The sequence below is a fragment of the Ruegeria sp. YKSE079 genome (genome assembly GCF_059612845.1).
This window is the reverse complement of the sequence record NZ_JBXWRJ010000027.1, coordinates 41,228-54,425: the sequence shown is the minus strand read 5'-3', so window position 1 is coordinate 54,425 and position 13,198 is coordinate 41,228. Positions and strand designations below refer to the sequence as shown.

Annotated in this window: 20 protein-coding genes; 9 read left to right on the top strand and 11 right to left on the bottom strand. The window is 60.2% G+C overall.

The annotated features are described in order from the left end of the window. The first annotated feature begins 8 nt into the window (after positions 1–8). Positions 9–1,505: a phosphomannomutase/phosphoglucomutase gene (locus AC2FMY_RS19800; RefSeq protein WP_480749459.1), complete on the top strand. Its 1,497-nt coding sequence runs from the start codon at positions 9–11 to the stop codon at positions 1,503–1,505. A 137-nt stretch (positions 1,506–1,642) separates the two neighbouring features. On the opposite strand, the gene AC2FMY_RS19795 is transcribed toward AC2FMY_RS19800, so the two are convergent. Further along, entirely contained in the window at positions 1,643–3,577 is a 1,935-nt protein-coding gene (locus AC2FMY_RS19795; protein WP_496807937.1) for an AsmA family protein, read from the bottom strand. A gap of 98 nt (positions 3,578–3,675) precedes the next feature. On the opposite strand from AC2FMY_RS19795, the gene rimO reads away from it, so the two are divergent. The 3 genes from rimO to AC2FMY_RS19780 all read left to right on the top strand — a co-directional run bounded on the left by rimO (position 3,676) and on the right by AC2FMY_RS19780 (position 6,470). Beyond that, positions 3,676–5,124 carry a 30S ribosomal protein S12 methylthiotransferase RimO gene (gene rimO, locus AC2FMY_RS19790; RefSeq protein ID WP_496744165.1) on the top strand — a complete coding sequence of 483 codons (1,449 nt, stop codon included), beginning with the start codon at positions 3,676–3,678 and terminating at the stop codon, positions 5,122–5,124. A gap of 52 nt (positions 5,125–5,176) precedes the next feature. Beyond that, positions 5,177–5,944: a hypothetical protein gene (locus AC2FMY_RS19785; protein ID WP_496744163.1), complete on the top strand. Its 768-nt coding sequence runs from the start codon at positions 5,177–5,179 to the stop codon at positions 5,942–5,944. 166 nt (positions 5,945–6,110) lie between these two features. After that, positions 6,111–6,470: a hypothetical protein gene (locus AC2FMY_RS19780; RefSeq protein WP_496744161.1), complete on the top strand. Its 360-nt coding sequence runs from the start codon at positions 6,111–6,113 to the stop codon at positions 6,468–6,470. Positions 6,471–6,476: 6 nt separating this feature from the next. Here AC2FMY_RS19780 and AC2FMY_RS19775 read toward each other — a convergent pair whose 3' ends face one another. Further along, positions 6,477–6,833 (bottom strand): diacylglycerol kinase, encoded by a 357-nt coding sequence (locus tag AC2FMY_RS19775; RefSeq protein ID WP_496744159.1) that lies wholly within the window; start codon positions 6,831–6,833, stop codon positions 6,477–6,479. 70 nt (positions 6,834–6,903) lie between these two features. On the opposite strand from AC2FMY_RS19775, the gene AC2FMY_RS19770 reads away from it, so the two are divergent. Beyond that, the gene (locus AC2FMY_RS19770) at positions 6,904–7,737 is read left to right on the top strand and encodes a trypsin-like serine peptidase (RefSeq protein WP_496807936.1); all 834 of its coding nucleotides are present in this window, start codon (positions 6,904–6,906) and stop codon (positions 7,735–7,737) included. Between the two features lie 51 nt (positions 7,738–7,788). Here the strand turns inward: AC2FMY_RS19770 and AC2FMY_RS19765 are convergent, their stop codons facing one another. After that, positions 7,789–7,977 carry a hypothetical protein gene (locus AC2FMY_RS19765; protein ID WP_480749466.1) on the bottom strand — a complete coding sequence of 63 codons (189 nt, stop codon included), beginning with the start codon at positions 7,975–7,977 and terminating at the stop codon, positions 7,789–7,791. Between the two features lie 204 nt (positions 7,978–8,181). Here AC2FMY_RS19765 and AC2FMY_RS19760 point away from each other — a divergent pair, with 204 nt between their 5' ends. After that, positions 8,182–8,424, top strand: a complete 243-nt coding sequence (locus tag AC2FMY_RS19760; RefSeq protein WP_480749467.1) for a CDGSH iron-sulfur domain-containing protein — start codon at positions 8,182–8,184, stop codon at positions 8,422–8,424. Here AC2FMY_RS19760 and AC2FMY_RS19755 read toward each other — a convergent pair whose 3' ends face one another. The 5 genes from AC2FMY_RS19755 to AC2FMY_RS19735 form a co-directional block, all read right to left on the bottom strand. Continuing rightward, positions 8,425–8,682: a DUF6455 family protein gene (locus tag AC2FMY_RS19755; RefSeq protein ID WP_480749468.1), complete on the bottom strand. Its 258-nt coding sequence runs from the start codon at positions 8,680–8,682 to the stop codon at positions 8,425–8,427. Continuing rightward, on the bottom strand, positions 8,682–8,951 hold the full coding sequence (locus AC2FMY_RS19750; RefSeq protein WP_496744155.1) for a DUF6455 family protein: 270 nt from the start codon (positions 8,949–8,951) through the stop codon (positions 8,682–8,684). Before AC2FMY_RS19750 ends, AC2FMY_RS19755 begins: the two co-directional genes overlap by 1 nt. Positions 8,952–8,963: 12 nt before the next feature. After that, positions 8,964–9,215, bottom strand: a complete 252-nt coding sequence (locus AC2FMY_RS19745) for a DUF6455 family protein (RefSeq protein WP_480749470.1) — start codon at positions 9,213–9,215, stop codon at positions 8,964–8,966. 68 nt (positions 9,216–9,283) lie between these two features. Continuing rightward, positions 9,284–9,652, bottom strand: coding sequence for a YigZ family protein (locus AC2FMY_RS19740; protein ID WP_496744153.1), 369 nt, complete (start codon positions 9,650–9,652; stop codon positions 9,284–9,286). Continuing rightward, positions 9,649–10,353: a M48 family metalloprotease gene (locus AC2FMY_RS19735; RefSeq protein WP_480749472.1), complete on the bottom strand. Its 705-nt coding sequence runs from the start codon at positions 10,351–10,353 to the stop codon at positions 9,649–9,651. Before AC2FMY_RS19735 ends, AC2FMY_RS19740 begins: the two co-directional genes overlap by 4 nt. A gap of 122 nt (positions 10,354–10,475) precedes the next feature. Here AC2FMY_RS19735 and AC2FMY_RS19730 point away from each other — a divergent pair, with 122 nt between their 5' ends. Continuing rightward, the gene (locus AC2FMY_RS19730; RefSeq protein ID WP_480749473.1) at positions 10,476–10,724 is read left to right on the top strand and encodes a DUF8831 family protein; all 249 of its coding nucleotides are present in this window, start codon (positions 10,476–10,478) and stop codon (positions 10,722–10,724) included. On the opposite strand, the gene AC2FMY_RS19725 is transcribed toward AC2FMY_RS19730, so the two are convergent. Next, positions 10,712–10,987, bottom strand: coding sequence for a DUF167 domain-containing protein (locus tag AC2FMY_RS19725; protein WP_480749583.1), 276 nt, complete (start codon positions 10,985–10,987; stop codon positions 10,712–10,714). The genes AC2FMY_RS19730 and AC2FMY_RS19725 overlap by 13 nt on opposite strands. A gap of 218 nt (positions 10,988–11,205) precedes the next feature. On the opposite strand from AC2FMY_RS19725, the gene AC2FMY_RS19720 reads away from it, so the two are divergent. Next, on the top strand, positions 11,206–11,784 hold the full coding sequence (locus tag AC2FMY_RS19720; RefSeq protein WP_496748659.1) for a nitroreductase family protein: 579 nt from the start codon (positions 11,206–11,208) through the stop codon (positions 11,782–11,784). After that, positions 11,781–12,479 carry an EI24 domain-containing protein gene (locus tag AC2FMY_RS19715; RefSeq protein ID WP_496748658.1) on the top strand — a complete coding sequence of 233 codons (699 nt, stop codon included), beginning with the start codon at positions 11,781–11,783 and terminating at the stop codon, positions 12,477–12,479. Before AC2FMY_RS19720 ends, AC2FMY_RS19715 begins: the two co-directional genes overlap by 4 nt. A 13-nt stretch (positions 12,480–12,492) precedes the next feature. On the opposite strand, the gene AC2FMY_RS19710 is transcribed toward AC2FMY_RS19715, so the two are convergent. Continuing rightward, positions 12,493–12,768: a DUF1467 family protein gene (locus AC2FMY_RS19710; protein ID WP_480749476.1), complete on the bottom strand. Its 276-nt coding sequence runs from the start codon at positions 12,766–12,768 to the stop codon at positions 12,493–12,495. Positions 12,769–12,792: 24 nt separating this feature from the next. Next, positions 12,793–13,197, bottom strand: a complete 405-nt coding sequence (mce, locus tag AC2FMY_RS19705; RefSeq protein WP_496748657.1) for a methylmalonyl-CoA epimerase — start codon at positions 13,195–13,197, stop codon at positions 12,793–12,795. Between the last annotated feature and the right edge of the window lies 1 nt (position 13,198).

Genomic DNA, 13,198 nt, shown 5'->3' with positions numbered 1-13,198 from the left:
GATTACCCATGAGCAAACCCATTACCGAAGTGACACCGAACACCTGGAGTTTTCTGCGGGACGCGATGATCAGGTCGACAGGCTTTCGCGAATATGACGCGCGCTGGAAATACCCCGAAGAAATCAATCTGCCGGGCATGACCGCTCTGGGCCTTGGCCTGGGCACTCAGATGCACAAGCACGGGATTGCGCCGGTAATCGCGGTGGGCAACGACTATCGCGACTATTCTCTGGCGATCAAGAATGCGCTGATCCTCGGGCTGATCCAGGCCGGGATACAGGTCAAGGACATCGGACCGGCCCTGTCACCGATGGCGTATTTCGCCCAATTTCACCTGGATGTGCCCGCGGTGGCGATGGTGACTGCCAGCCACAACCCCAACGGCTGGACCGGGGTGAAGATGGGTTTTGACCGTCCCCTGACCCACGGCCCTGACGAGATGACCGAGTTGCGCGACATCGTGCTGAACGGCGAAGGCATGGCGCGTTCGGGCGGGTCCTATGAGTTCGTGGATGGCGTGAAAGAGGCTTATATTGACGATCTGGTTGGCGATTTCCGCATGTCGCGTCCGCTCAAGGTGGTCTGTGCCACGGGCAACGGCACGGCATCGGCTTTTGCGCCCGAAATCTTCCAGCGGATGGGGGTCGAGGTGGTGCCCAGCCACAACCGGCTGGATTACACGTTTCCGCACTACAATCCCAATCCCGAAGCGATGGAGATGCTGCATGACATGGCAGCCACGGTGAAAGCGTCGGGCGCCGATCTGGCGTTGGGCTTTGACGGAGACGGCGACCGTTGCGGTGTGGTGGACGACGAGGGCGAAGAGATATTCGCCGATAAGGTGGGCGTGATCATGGCGCGCGACCTGTCAAAGCTGCATCCAGGTGCGACCTTTGTGGCGGACGTGAAATCGACCGGCCTGTTCGCCTCGGACCCCGAGCTGCGCAAAAACGGCGTGACGGCGGATTACTGGAAAACCGGCCACAGCCACATGAAACGGCGCGTGAAAGAGATCGGCGCGCTGGCCGGGTTCGAAAAATCGGGGCACTACTTTCTGGCGGAGCCGGTGGGGCGTGGTTATGACTGCGGCATGCGCGTGGCGGTCGAGATCTGCAAGATGCTTGACCGCAACCCCGGCAAATCCATGTCGGATCTGCGAAAGGCGCTGCCCAAGACGTGGTCGACCCCCACAATGTCGCCCTATGCGTCGGATACCGAAAAATACGAAATTCTCAACCGGCTGGTGGACAAGCTGGTCGCCAAGCATGGCGCTGGCGAAACCTTTGCCGGGCGTGCAATCAAGGAAGTGGTTACCGTCAACGGCGCGCGCGTGATCCTGGATAATGGCAGTTGGGGACTGGTGCGAGCGTCATCCAACACACCCAACCTTGTGGTCGTGTGCGAAAGCAGCGAAAGCGAGGATGAGATGCGCTCGATCTTTGCCGACATCGATGCGGTGATCCGCACGGAACCCGGCGTCGGCGAGTACGATCAGAAGATCTGAAACTTTCTGCGAGGCTCCGCTTCGCGCTCCGGGGTATTTGACACCGGAAAGAAGCAAGGACGCCTCCTGTTTCTTTCTGGTTCGAACAACCCCCCGGGGGGGGGGGGCGTGGCCTGCCGCGACGGAGACAGCACACCCTAGTCCACACCCAGCAGCTTGAGCAGGCCTTTTTTAGTTTCGTTCTCCAGCCGGTCCTTGATCAACTCCTCGATGTTCTGGTCTTCGGTCACGGTAGTGTCGAGTTCCTCGCTCAGCTTTTGGCGCAGTTGGTCCTTTGCCTGTGTTTCGACATCCTTGATATTCTTGCCAGTCGCGGCCTCGATCACCTGGCTCAGATCCGGCCGGATCTCGGGGTTGGCCCAGGGACCCACGATCCGAACCGGAATTGCAAGCCCCTCTCCGGCATTGGCGCGCAGGGCAACCGGGGTGAAAAGATAGTCAAGATCCCGCATGCCCAATCCGACGCGTCCTTCGCCATCGGCGCGAAAATTGTCCAGTTGCAGCAACAGATCCCGGTTGAACAGGTTTCCTTGGTCAATGGTGTAACTGGCCGTCAGGCTGTTGAATACGGTGGTGCCCCCCGACCCGGTTCCGGATGTCATCAAGCGGTCCAGATCTATCCCTGAAATGACCCCGCGCCCCATATCGATGCGCCCGTTTCCGGAAAGCGAGCGCATGATCTGATCTTCACTTTGGCCCTCGCCCAAAAATTCCAGCTCCGTCGATGCCAACCCCGACAGGCGATTGATACCGCCCAGGGTTGACAGAGCCTGTTGCGCGTCGATGTCCCGACCCGCCAACTTGCCTGCGACCGACAGACCGTTACGGTTGTTGGCAACAAGTTCGCCGGTCAGTTTGCCGGAAAACAACGTGACCGGGTCCATCTTCAATACGGCGCGCGAGCGATCGAGTGTCAGTGCCACACTGCTTTGCCCCATCTTCAAGTCCAAAACCGAAATCGCCTCGGCGTCGAGTCGGAGCGTGCCGTTCGCCAAGGCCAGAGGGGATGCGTCGATGGTAGATTTCGACCATCCATTCGCGCCACCACCTGCCGATCCGCCAGCGTGCTGACCGGCGGAGCCGATCTGCGTCAGATCGAGATGGCCGGTGCGGAGCCTTGCGGTAACCTGCGGCAGGTCACCGAGAAGGATATCGGCCTCGCCGGCAAAACTGTTCTGGTCGAGACTGACGTTGAGGTCGCGCAGGGCCAGTCGGCCATCCTGGGTATAGGTCGCCTGAGCGATGACATCTACCGCTTGCCCCAGCCCCTTGGGGAGGCGCGTATCGGGCCGACCAAGTGCCGCCAGAAACCTTGTACTGTCCGAGGTATTGATCCGGATCGTCCCGGATACCTCGCCAGCAATGTTGGCCGATCCGGAAAAAGTGGCGTTGCCGCCCGGTGCTGTCACAACGCTCTTCAATGCGGTCGCGGCACCTGTGCCAAAAGCCGGGAGATCCGCGATTTCCAGGTCCGCTTCGACGCCGCCCCTGCTGGCCTGCACGCTCAGCGGCGCTTCTGCAGATGGCCAGATGGCGGTCAGGTCCACCATGTTGAAGTCAAAGCGGGCCGCACCATCCTCGACATAGACCAGCCACGCGTTGGTGAGACGAAGCTGGTCCAGCGTCACCGCCTGACGGGCAACCGAAGTATCGGGCGCGCCAGAGCCACCCTCGGACGTTCGGCTGGGCGCCGGGCCGAACTGCCAATTGCCCCGCCCCTCCGCGAATTCAAGCCGCAGGACCGGATCCTTGGCCACGATCTGCTTGATCTTGATCTGCCCGGACAACAACGAAGCCGCATCGACCCCGACGGACAGCGCGCTGGCGCTGAGCATCGGGTCAGGACCGGCCCAATCGGCATTGGCAAACGTCACGGGGCCGGTCTCGATGCCCAGCACCGGCCAAAAGGATATAGCGACATCACTGCTCAGCGTCAGATCGCGACCGGTCTGCGCCTTGATCTGATCGGAGACGATCTTGCCCAGCTTGTCTCCCGGCATCAGCAGCAGCGCGCCGATCACCAGCCCGGCCACTGCAATCAGGATGAAAACGATCCGCCACAACCAGCGCATATCCCTGCTCCATTTTTTGCTTATGCAAAGCATATGACGCGCCGGTGGGCCGCGCGCAACAATTGCATGGGGGTCACTTCACCTCTATACGCGCGGCCATGAGCACGAACCCGCCAAACCTCCGCCCCGACCTGGCGCCCGCCGCCCGGATCACCGACGCCCCCCGCGCGGGACAGCCGACAATCGGCATGGTCTCGCTGGGCTGCCCCAAGGCTTTGGTGGACAGCGAGCGCATTCTGACGCGGCTGCGCGCCGAAGGTTACGGCATTTCCCCAGACTATGCAGGGGCCGATGCCGTGATCGTGAACACCTGCGGGTTTCTCGACAGCGCCAAGGCGGAAAGCCTGGAGGCGATCGGTGAGGCACTGGTGGAAAACGGCAAGGTGATCGTGACCGGCTGCCTGGGGGCCGAGCCGGACTATATCCGCGAGCATCATCCGCGTATTCTGGCGGTCACCGGGCCGCACCAGTATGAACAGGTGCTGGACGCGGTGCATGCCGCCGTGCCGCCCGATCCCAATCCGTTTGTCGATCTGCTGCCCGCGAGCGGCGTCAAGCTGACCCCGCGCCATTACAGCTATCTCAAGATTTCCGAAGGCTGCAATCACAGGTGCAAGTTCTGCATCATTCCCGACATGCGTGGGCGTCTGGCCAGCCGGCCGGCCCATGCGGTGTTGCGCGAGGCTGAAAAGCTGGTCGAGAACGGCGTGCGCGAATTGCTGGTGATATCACAGGACACCTCGGCCTATGGGCTGGACCGCAAGTATGACGTGAACCCGTGGAAGGACCGTGAGGTGCGCAGCCACATCACCGATCTGGCGCGAGAACTTGGACAGTTCGATGCCTGGGTGCGGTTGCACTATGTCTATCCCTACCCGCATGTGCGCGAGTTGATCCCTTTGATGGCGGATGCGGGTTGCAACGTGCTGCCCTATCTGGATATTCCGTTCCAACACGCGCACCCGGATGTGTTGAAACGCATGGCGCGACCCGCAGCGGCGGCGAAAACGCTGGACGAGATCGCCGCGTGGCGCTCGGTGTGTCCCGACGTCACCCTGCGCTCGACCTTCATCGTGGGTTATCCGGGCGAGACCGAGGCCGAGTTCCAGACCCTGCTGGACTGGATGGAAGAGGCTCAGTTGGACCGTGTGGGTTGTTTTCAGTACGAAAACGTGGACGGCGCGCGGTCAAATGACCTGCCGGATCACGTGCCTGCCGTGGTCAAGCAGGAACGCTGGGAGCGGTTCATGGAAAAGGCGCAGGCGATTTCCGAGGCCAAGCTGGCGGCCAAGATGGGCCAGACCATCGAGGTGATCGTGGACGAGGTCGACGCCGAGGCCGCCACCTGCCGCACCAAGGCCGACGCGCCCGAGATCGACGGAAACCTGTTCATCGATGAAGGCTTCGAGGGGTTGAAGCCGGGGGATATCGTGACGGTCGAGGTGGACGAAGCCGGGGAGTATGATTTGTGGGGACGGCTGTCGCGTTCTAAATCGATCCTTGACCTTGACCCGCATATTGAATCCCCGCATCCACAAGGTAATTAAAACACCGTAGATACATTTGCCTTGCCCTGATCCTTTCCTTTGGCAAAGAAGCATGAGATTTGAACGAAAATTCCTTTTTTACAGCTTATTGATAACACTGGGTTTTGTTCAGCTGCCAACTAGCTTGCCGGAAGTGGACTCTCCCCGGAGTGCACCGTGGGCTTACCTCCTGTATTGGGGACTATCCTGCGCCCCTCTGGTTCCACTTTTTCTAGCTCAAATTTGTGCCGTGACCGGTTGGCGCTTTCCAAATGCTGTTGCCTCAAGCGGAGCGTTTTTGATCGGGTTGGTCGGGACTTCTCTTGGCAGCGCTTTGGCAGTTTTTTCCGGCGCAGGATCGAACTTGGCGCTCATTTACAACCTTTCAATAACCACCGCTATCGTCGCCTCAGTTTTGCTTCTGTCACAAAAGCGCAAAGGGCGTGAATTGGAAACATACGCTTGGAAGGTTTTCTTGCTTCCGGTAGTTGTGTCGATTTGGTCTGTCACGATGGTCGGCGTCACCTCCGTAAAAGCCATTCTATTGTCTGGTGGAAACCCATATTGTATCGCCGCGCATGGCATCGATTCCGATGTGAGTACCTTTGCCCAACTCCGTGCCCTGTCATTCTACACAACAAAAACGGGTTACAAGTTGAATTCGAAATGGTACTTTCATGGCTTGCTTATCATCGAAACTCACGAAGAGCAGGAAGTATTCAATTGGTCGCCTAGACGAATGGATTTTTTTCGCCTCGATCACCCCGAGAGATTCTTTGTCAATCCGTCAGACAGTTGTACGCCTCGCAAAGGGTTTTTAGGGCGATTGACACTCATTTGATGCTCTTGTGAAAATCGACAGTGAAGCCAAATAGCGTCCGTGAGATGCATTTCTCTATTCTTGCCTTCTGTGCCTTTCCCCAAACCGTGACCCGAATTCATTGGCCTTTCGGTCCGACTCCCCCCATCCTTGACGTGGTCCGCCGACCCTGAAAAAGGAGGCTTTCATGTTCAAACCAGCATTACTTGCGGCGACCGGCGCGGTGGTGGCTTTGGTGGCAAACCTTCTCGCCAGCCCGGCTTCGGCCCATGACAGTGACGACTCTATCGCGGGGTTCATTGCGCTGGGGGCCGTCGCGCTCAGCCTGCAGGACCGCAGCAAGCACCGGGTGCACCGCTATTACATCGCACCGCAGCCCAAACCGCATGTGCGCAAGCCGAACGTACATCACAGTAAACCGTATGCGCCGCGCCGTTACCAAGGCGCCAAGCGCCGCGTGTATGGGTATTATCCGTATTACGCACCGGTACACCGTCCGGCCCGCAGTCACAGTTTCAACCGGGGCTATCGCTATTACGGGTTCTGAGCGGGCCTATAGCAGCCCCAGCAGCACAACCGCCCAGGCCACGCCCGCAGCAATCGCGGTCAGGGCAACGCCGGCGCTGGCGGCGTCTTTGGCCTGCCCCGCCAGTTCGTGGTGATCGGTCGACGTGTGATCCACCGCCCGTTCGATCGCCGTGTTGAACAGCTCGGCGGCCAGAACCAGAACACCCAGCGCCAGGATCAGCGCGCGTTCACCGGTAGTGATCGGCAAATAGAACGCCAGCGCCGCCGAGATCAGGTTGGCCCAGATCCATGAACGAAAGGAGTATTCGCTGCGCCATGTGGCGACCAGGCCGTACCAGCTCCAGACTGTCCGGTTTTTCGTATGTTCAATGAATTGCCGCATCGACCCTCCGCGCGGTCACTTTGGCGCGAGAGGGCTTTGGATGCAACGGGCGGGGTTGCCATTTGCATCCGTGCGTGGCGAAGCTGCCGGCATGGCGATCCGACGACTGTTTACTTTTGCTGCGCTAGGACTAGCGGCAAGCTTTTTGCCACCGGTGGCGCGGGCCGAAGGGCTGTTCCGGCCCGGGCTGGATGCGATCTGTCAGGCAGGGGACAAACTGGATCAGGGATGCGAGGCGATCCGTGGGCGTCAGGTGGTCGATGCCGCCCAACCGCCATGGCGTGCCATCGGGCGGGTAAATTTCGCCAGCATTCAGGTGCGCAGCCATTGCACCGGCACGTTGGTGGCCGAGCGTGTCGTGCTGACGGCGGCGCATTGTCTGTTCAACCACGCGCGAAAGACGTGGATACCGCCGCAAAGCATTCGCTTTGCTGCCGGATATCAGCGCGGCGAGGCTCTGGCGGTGAGCGAGGTCGAACGGTTCGTCCTGCCATCGGTCATCGACACCACCAGCCGCGCGTTCAAGGTTCCGCTGGCCTCGGACTGGGCCCTGCTGGTGCTGAAAGACCCGATAGGCGCGCGAACGGGGGTTCTGGGCATAGAGGAACAGAAGCAGAGCAGCCTGGCGGTAGGTGGATTTCTGATGGCAGGTTATGCCGGTCTCAGGCCGCACGTGCTGAGCGTCGAGTGGAACTGCGGTGAACCACGGTCGCAGGACAGCCTTCTGTTGCAGAGATGTGCGGCGATGTCCGGGGATTCCGGTGCGCCCCTGCTGGTCGAGATAGACGGGGAGATGATGGTGATCGGGGTTTTGTCCGGCGTCGCCGCGAATGATCCCCCCGTCAGCATCGGCGTTCCGACGGCGCAGATAGCGGATGCGCTGAAACGCGCCACCGCCAACTAGGCGTTTCGGGCGTGAAAAGGGGCGGCCCTTATGGACCGCCCACTTGGGAAGTTATTGCGTTACAGGTGCGCAGACGGTTTCACCAGCTTCGGTGGTTGCCAGCTGATAACCTGCCGAGCAGCTGGGTGCGCCATACTTGTCATAGCTAGGCTGGACATAGACCGGTGTCGGCTCTTCCTGCTGCGAGCAGGCGGTCAGAACGACGGTGATTGCACAAAGGGCCGCGAGTTTCAGTTTCATGTCCTTCAATCCTTTTTTGTCGACAACTTTTATTCCCAAAAGCGCTTTGGGCGTGCGATCAGGATAGGAGCGGCATTACCACATTGCAATCACGGGATTCTTTGCGCCCCCGGCGCTGGCGGAAGGTTGCCGTCGACACCCCCTACCAATTCCCAAAACGCCCGCTATTCTCAACATGAGGTGTCAGCCAGCAGGGAGAGCCACATGTCAGACGCGCCCCAGATTGCACAAAAAGGGCCTTTTCCGATCGAAGTTACCGAAGGCAAAACCTATTTCTGGTGCGCCTGCGGGCGGTCCAAGAAACAGCCGTTTTGCGATGGGTCGCACAAGGACACAGGCTTTTCGCCGGTGAAATTTACAGCCGAGGCCGACAAGAAAGTGTTCTTCTGCGGGTGCAAGCATTCTGGAAAGAAGCCGCTGTGTGACGGCTCGCACTCCAAGCTCTGATCACCGCAAATTGTCGAGAGTTTCGGCATTGGCGCAAAAATCGGGAGCCGCTTGCGCCCGGCATTGTTGCGCGGCCAGCCAGTGCTCGCATGCGGCCTGACAGTGGGCGGCGCGGCAGCGCGTGACCAGTTCGGCGTAGCCCTGTTCGCTCATGCGGCCCTCTGCCATAGCCTCGGACAGAGACAGCCCCATGCAGCGCGCCACGGATCGGGTGAGCCAAAAATGTTTCTCGATGTCGCCAAGCGGAATCTGGGCCATCATTCTTCCTCTGTCTGCTGCTGCCTCAGCGCCCATAACCGGGTGCGGTTGGGGCAGGTTTCCGGGGCACCGTCCAGCTGATCGTGTTCGTCCAGCAAGTGCTGACACCGGCCCACTGATTCGCAGGCACGGCAGGTTGTGACCATTGCCGCCCAATCCGCTTGACTGAGCCGTCCTTCGTTATGCGCCTCGACGATATCGGTTCCCGTCGCCCGTCCCATCCGCATAACGAGGCGAAGATGGGTCATGATTTTTCCGAGCTTGGGCATTGGCATCCGGGGTCAGGATTTCAGATCCTTGAACAGGTCCTTGTTGCGACAATATTCCGGCACGTGGTCCAACTGGCTCAACTCGGCCAGCAGTTTCGTGCAGTGTTCTGGATTGGGGCAGTCGCTGCACCGCAGGACGACGTCAGAAATGTCGTCGATGCTCAACTTGCCCTGAATGGCGGCTTCCTGCAGGTCGATGCCCTGCACGGCGGCCATCCTGTCCACCAATTCGGCATGTTTTCGGAACTTGTCTCGATCAGACATGGCGTGTCCTTTCTGTCGCGCGTGGCACGGAGATTAGACGCTGACGCAGTTATCGCCCTTGATACAGGTCAAGGTTCGGATCCGACGTGATCCAGATAGGCGCGGGTGGCGTCCTGAACCCGGCGGAACCGGTCGCCGCCCAGCTTTTTGCCGCCATACCAGCGCGTCACGATGATCACGTGGTTTTCAAGTTCCGCCCGTTCCATCATCCGCAAGATCACCATACCCGCGCCGGATTCGCCGTCATCCGCCTTGAGCGCCCCGGACGGAAGCACCGCAGCCCAAGTATTGTGGGTGGCCTTGGCGTAGACACGGTCGGCTTTCAATTCGTCCAGCACCGCGTCCACATCGTCGCGGCTGGAGACGTCGGCACCCGATACAGCGTATTTCGAGCCGCGATCGGTCAGAATGACGCCCAGCCGCGTAACCCTGGTCACTGCACCAGACCCACCTGCGCGGCGGTCCGGCGCACGATATCGACGCGCTGCGCATTCGGCGGATGTGTACCGAGGAACCGGTCGCCGGGATCGGGAATGCGATCAAAGAAGTAAACCCCGATCAGCGGATTGTATCCGGCATTGTAGGTGATGATTGTGCCCAGCTGATCGGCCTCCAGCTCAAACTCTTTTGAGTAGCTGCGCGCGCCCACTACGGCCCCCAGCTGTTGCGCCGCTTCGATCGAGGCCGAACCGCCACCAGTTATGCCCGCAAGCTGCCCAAAGATAAGGGCGCCGGCCGCCGCGTTCTGGTTCTGGCGGGCGATGTGGCCCCTGATGTGATGCGCGGCTTCATGGCCCATGACAAAGGCCAGTTCATCGCCATTGCGCGCCGAGTTGATCAGGGCCTGCGTGAAAATGATCACAGGTCTGCCTTGCTTATCAAGAGTTTGATACGCGTTGGCCTGAGCGCGCGTGTTGGGATCAATCCCGATCTGAAAATCGCAATTCGCGCCGCTGGTCCGCCGCAGGCATTCGGCGCGCGCCTGGGTTCCTACTGCCTGTCTGACCGCGTAAAAATCCCGCGGTGCGGCCTGCGCGTTCAGCGTCACCCGGCTGGGTTGTTGTGGCGGCACGGCAACCGGCTGCGGCACATCGCAACCAGCGAGAACAAAAACCATAAGCAGGGCGAACTGCCGCATGAGCAAGCCTTTCGAGTCAATGCATCGGAACGGCACATTATCCTGCGTCCCAACCGTGTTCCAGACCGGATATTCGGCATCGGCGGGTTGCATAACCTGCGCACCATCGGCAGTCTGCAGGCATGTTTAGTATCGAGCATGAATTCGACTCAACCGTCATTACCCTGGTCGACGAAGGCCCCGCCCCCTTGCAGGAGGACGTGGTCATCAACAATTTCGCGGAATGCGTGACGCTGGAACAATTCGACCCGCGTACCGAGCAGATGCAAAAGATCACCCTGTCACCGGAACAGGTGCGCGATCTCGCGGCGGCGCTGGATTTGCCCGAGGGCGTATACCAGATCCGCGAAACGCCTCCTCAGGGATCATAGGCAAAGACCTTGTCGCGTGCGGTCTGACCGCGCTTGAGCGTAAGATGCGACGGGGCGATTCCCATAGCCGCGGCCAGCAATGCGCGAATCGCGGCGTTGGCCTTGCCGTCCTCGGGCGGCGAGGTCACTGATATGCGCAATGTGCCACCTTCCCAGAACACCCGGTCGCGCGCGGCATTGGGCGTTGCCCGGATGGCAAATTCGGCGCCCGGCGTCGCCAAATGCGACAGGTCGGGCAGATCCTTGAGCTTCGGTTTGGCCATCGCGGTCAATTGCCTTTCCTCTGAGCTTTGGGCTCGGGCACCCATGCACACTGAATGTGCCCGAAGCCTTTGACCATGGTGCCCGCTGGATTTTGCAGGCACTTTGACCAAACGCAAGCCAGCCGCACCAAGGAATGTCGCCAGCCCTGCACTTTTAACCTTGAAACCCGGCCCTGCCTGACCGAGATACAGGGGGCTTATGTAAAAAGGCTTCACATATGACGCTGAAAAACCCTGCAGCCCTTGATTTTCTGCTGACGCGCCGATCGCGCCCAGCCAAGACTCTGATTGCCCCGGCACCCACACGCGAGCAGTTGCGACCGCTGCTGAATGCAGCCGCCCGTAGCCCCGATCACGGAAAGCTGGAGCCATGGCGCTTTGTGGTTATAGAGAAAGGGGCGATGGCCCGGCTCGCGGGTTTGGTCGAACAGCGCGGCAAGGCCCTGGGCAAGTCGCCCGAAGATATCACCAAGGCGCGCAGCCAGTTTGATCAGGGCCTTCTTGCCGTGGCCGTGATCGAGGTACAGAAGCCATCGGACAAGGTGCCGTCCATCGAGCAAAGCTATTCAACAGGGGCGGTTTGCCTGTCGCTGCTCAACGCGGCGCTGGCGGCTGGCTGGGGGGCGAACTGGTTGTCGGGCTGGCCGTCGCATGACTCTGAATTCCGCCAACAGGCGCTGGGGCTGGCCGAGAACGAGCGCATTGCCGGCCTTGTTCATATCGCCACCGAAAGCGCAGCCCCACCCGAACGCCCCCGCCCCGATGTTGCGGCCATCACGGAATGGGTATCGGAATGATCATCATCAACTCGTTTTTCATGGCGCTGGGGCAATTGGGCGATCCGCGATTCCGCAAGGTACTGCTGCTGGGCGTCGGGCTGACATTTGCCTTGCTGATCGGGGCCTATGCCGGGTTCCTGTGGCTGATCAACACTCTGATCGGTGAGCACGTGACCGTGCCGATTTTGGGCGAGGTGACGTGGCTCAACGATCTGGCGAGCGTTTCGTCATTTTTGCTGATGATGGTGCTGTCGGTGTTCCTGATGGTGCCGGTGGCCTCGGCCATTACCTCGATGTTTCTCGACGAAGTGGCGCAGGCGGTCGAGGACAGGCACTATCCCGGACTGCCTGCGGTGCCGGGGGTTCCATTCACCGACGCCTTGACCGACACGGTGAGCTTTCTGGGCGTGCTGATCGTCGCAAACTTGCTGGCGCTTATCCTTTATGCCCTGTTCACACCGCTTGCGCCGTTCATTTTCTGGGGCATGAACGGGTTTCTGCTGGGGCGGGAATATTTCACGCTGGCGGCGATGCGGCGACTGGGGCGGGAAGGGGCGCGCAAGCTCAGGTCGCAGCACATGGCGACCATCTGGATCGCAGGAACACTGATGGCCATTCCGCTGTCAGTGCCGCTGATCAACCTGTTGATCCCGATCCTTGGCGCGGCAACCTTTACCCACATCTATCATGGTGTGGCGGCGTCCCAAAGGTAGCCGCCCACGGTTTTCATTCGACCGGCGGCAACCGGTTCATCCAGTCGAAATCCCGCACCGAGATCACGCCGGAAATTATGATCCCGGCGATGATCACCCACAGAACGATCGTGATTCCGGTGGTGATCCAAGCCTTTTTCTTCAGGTGATGTTCCTCGGGCGCGCCCGCATGGGTGCCGGGGACAATATCGCCCAGATCGCCCTGTGTCCGGATACGGATCGGCAGGACGATGAGAAACGTCATGAACCAGATGACGGCAAACAGAACCAGGCCAGCGGTGATCGTCATGTAGAAACCTCCGAAGCGGCTGGCTCAGACCTGTTCCAGTTCGACCAGGCAGCCGTTGAAATCCTTGGGGTGCAGGAACAGTACAGGCTTGCCGTGGGCGCCGATCTTGGGCTCGCCCGATCCCAGCACCCGCGCACCGGTCTCCTTGAGGTGGTCGCGGGCGGAGATGATGTCCTCGACCTCATAACAGACGTGGTGAATACCGCCCGAGGGGTTCTTTTCCAGAAAGCCTTTGATCGGGCTGTCCTCGCCCAGCGGATAAAGCAGCTCGATCTTGGTGTTGGGCAGCTCGATGAACACGACAGTGACGCCATGATCGGGTTCGTCCTGCGGCGTGCCGACCTTGGCGCCAAGCGCAGTACGGTATTGCGCCGATGCGGCTTCCAGATCCGGCACGGCAATGGCGACATGATTCAAACGACCGATCATT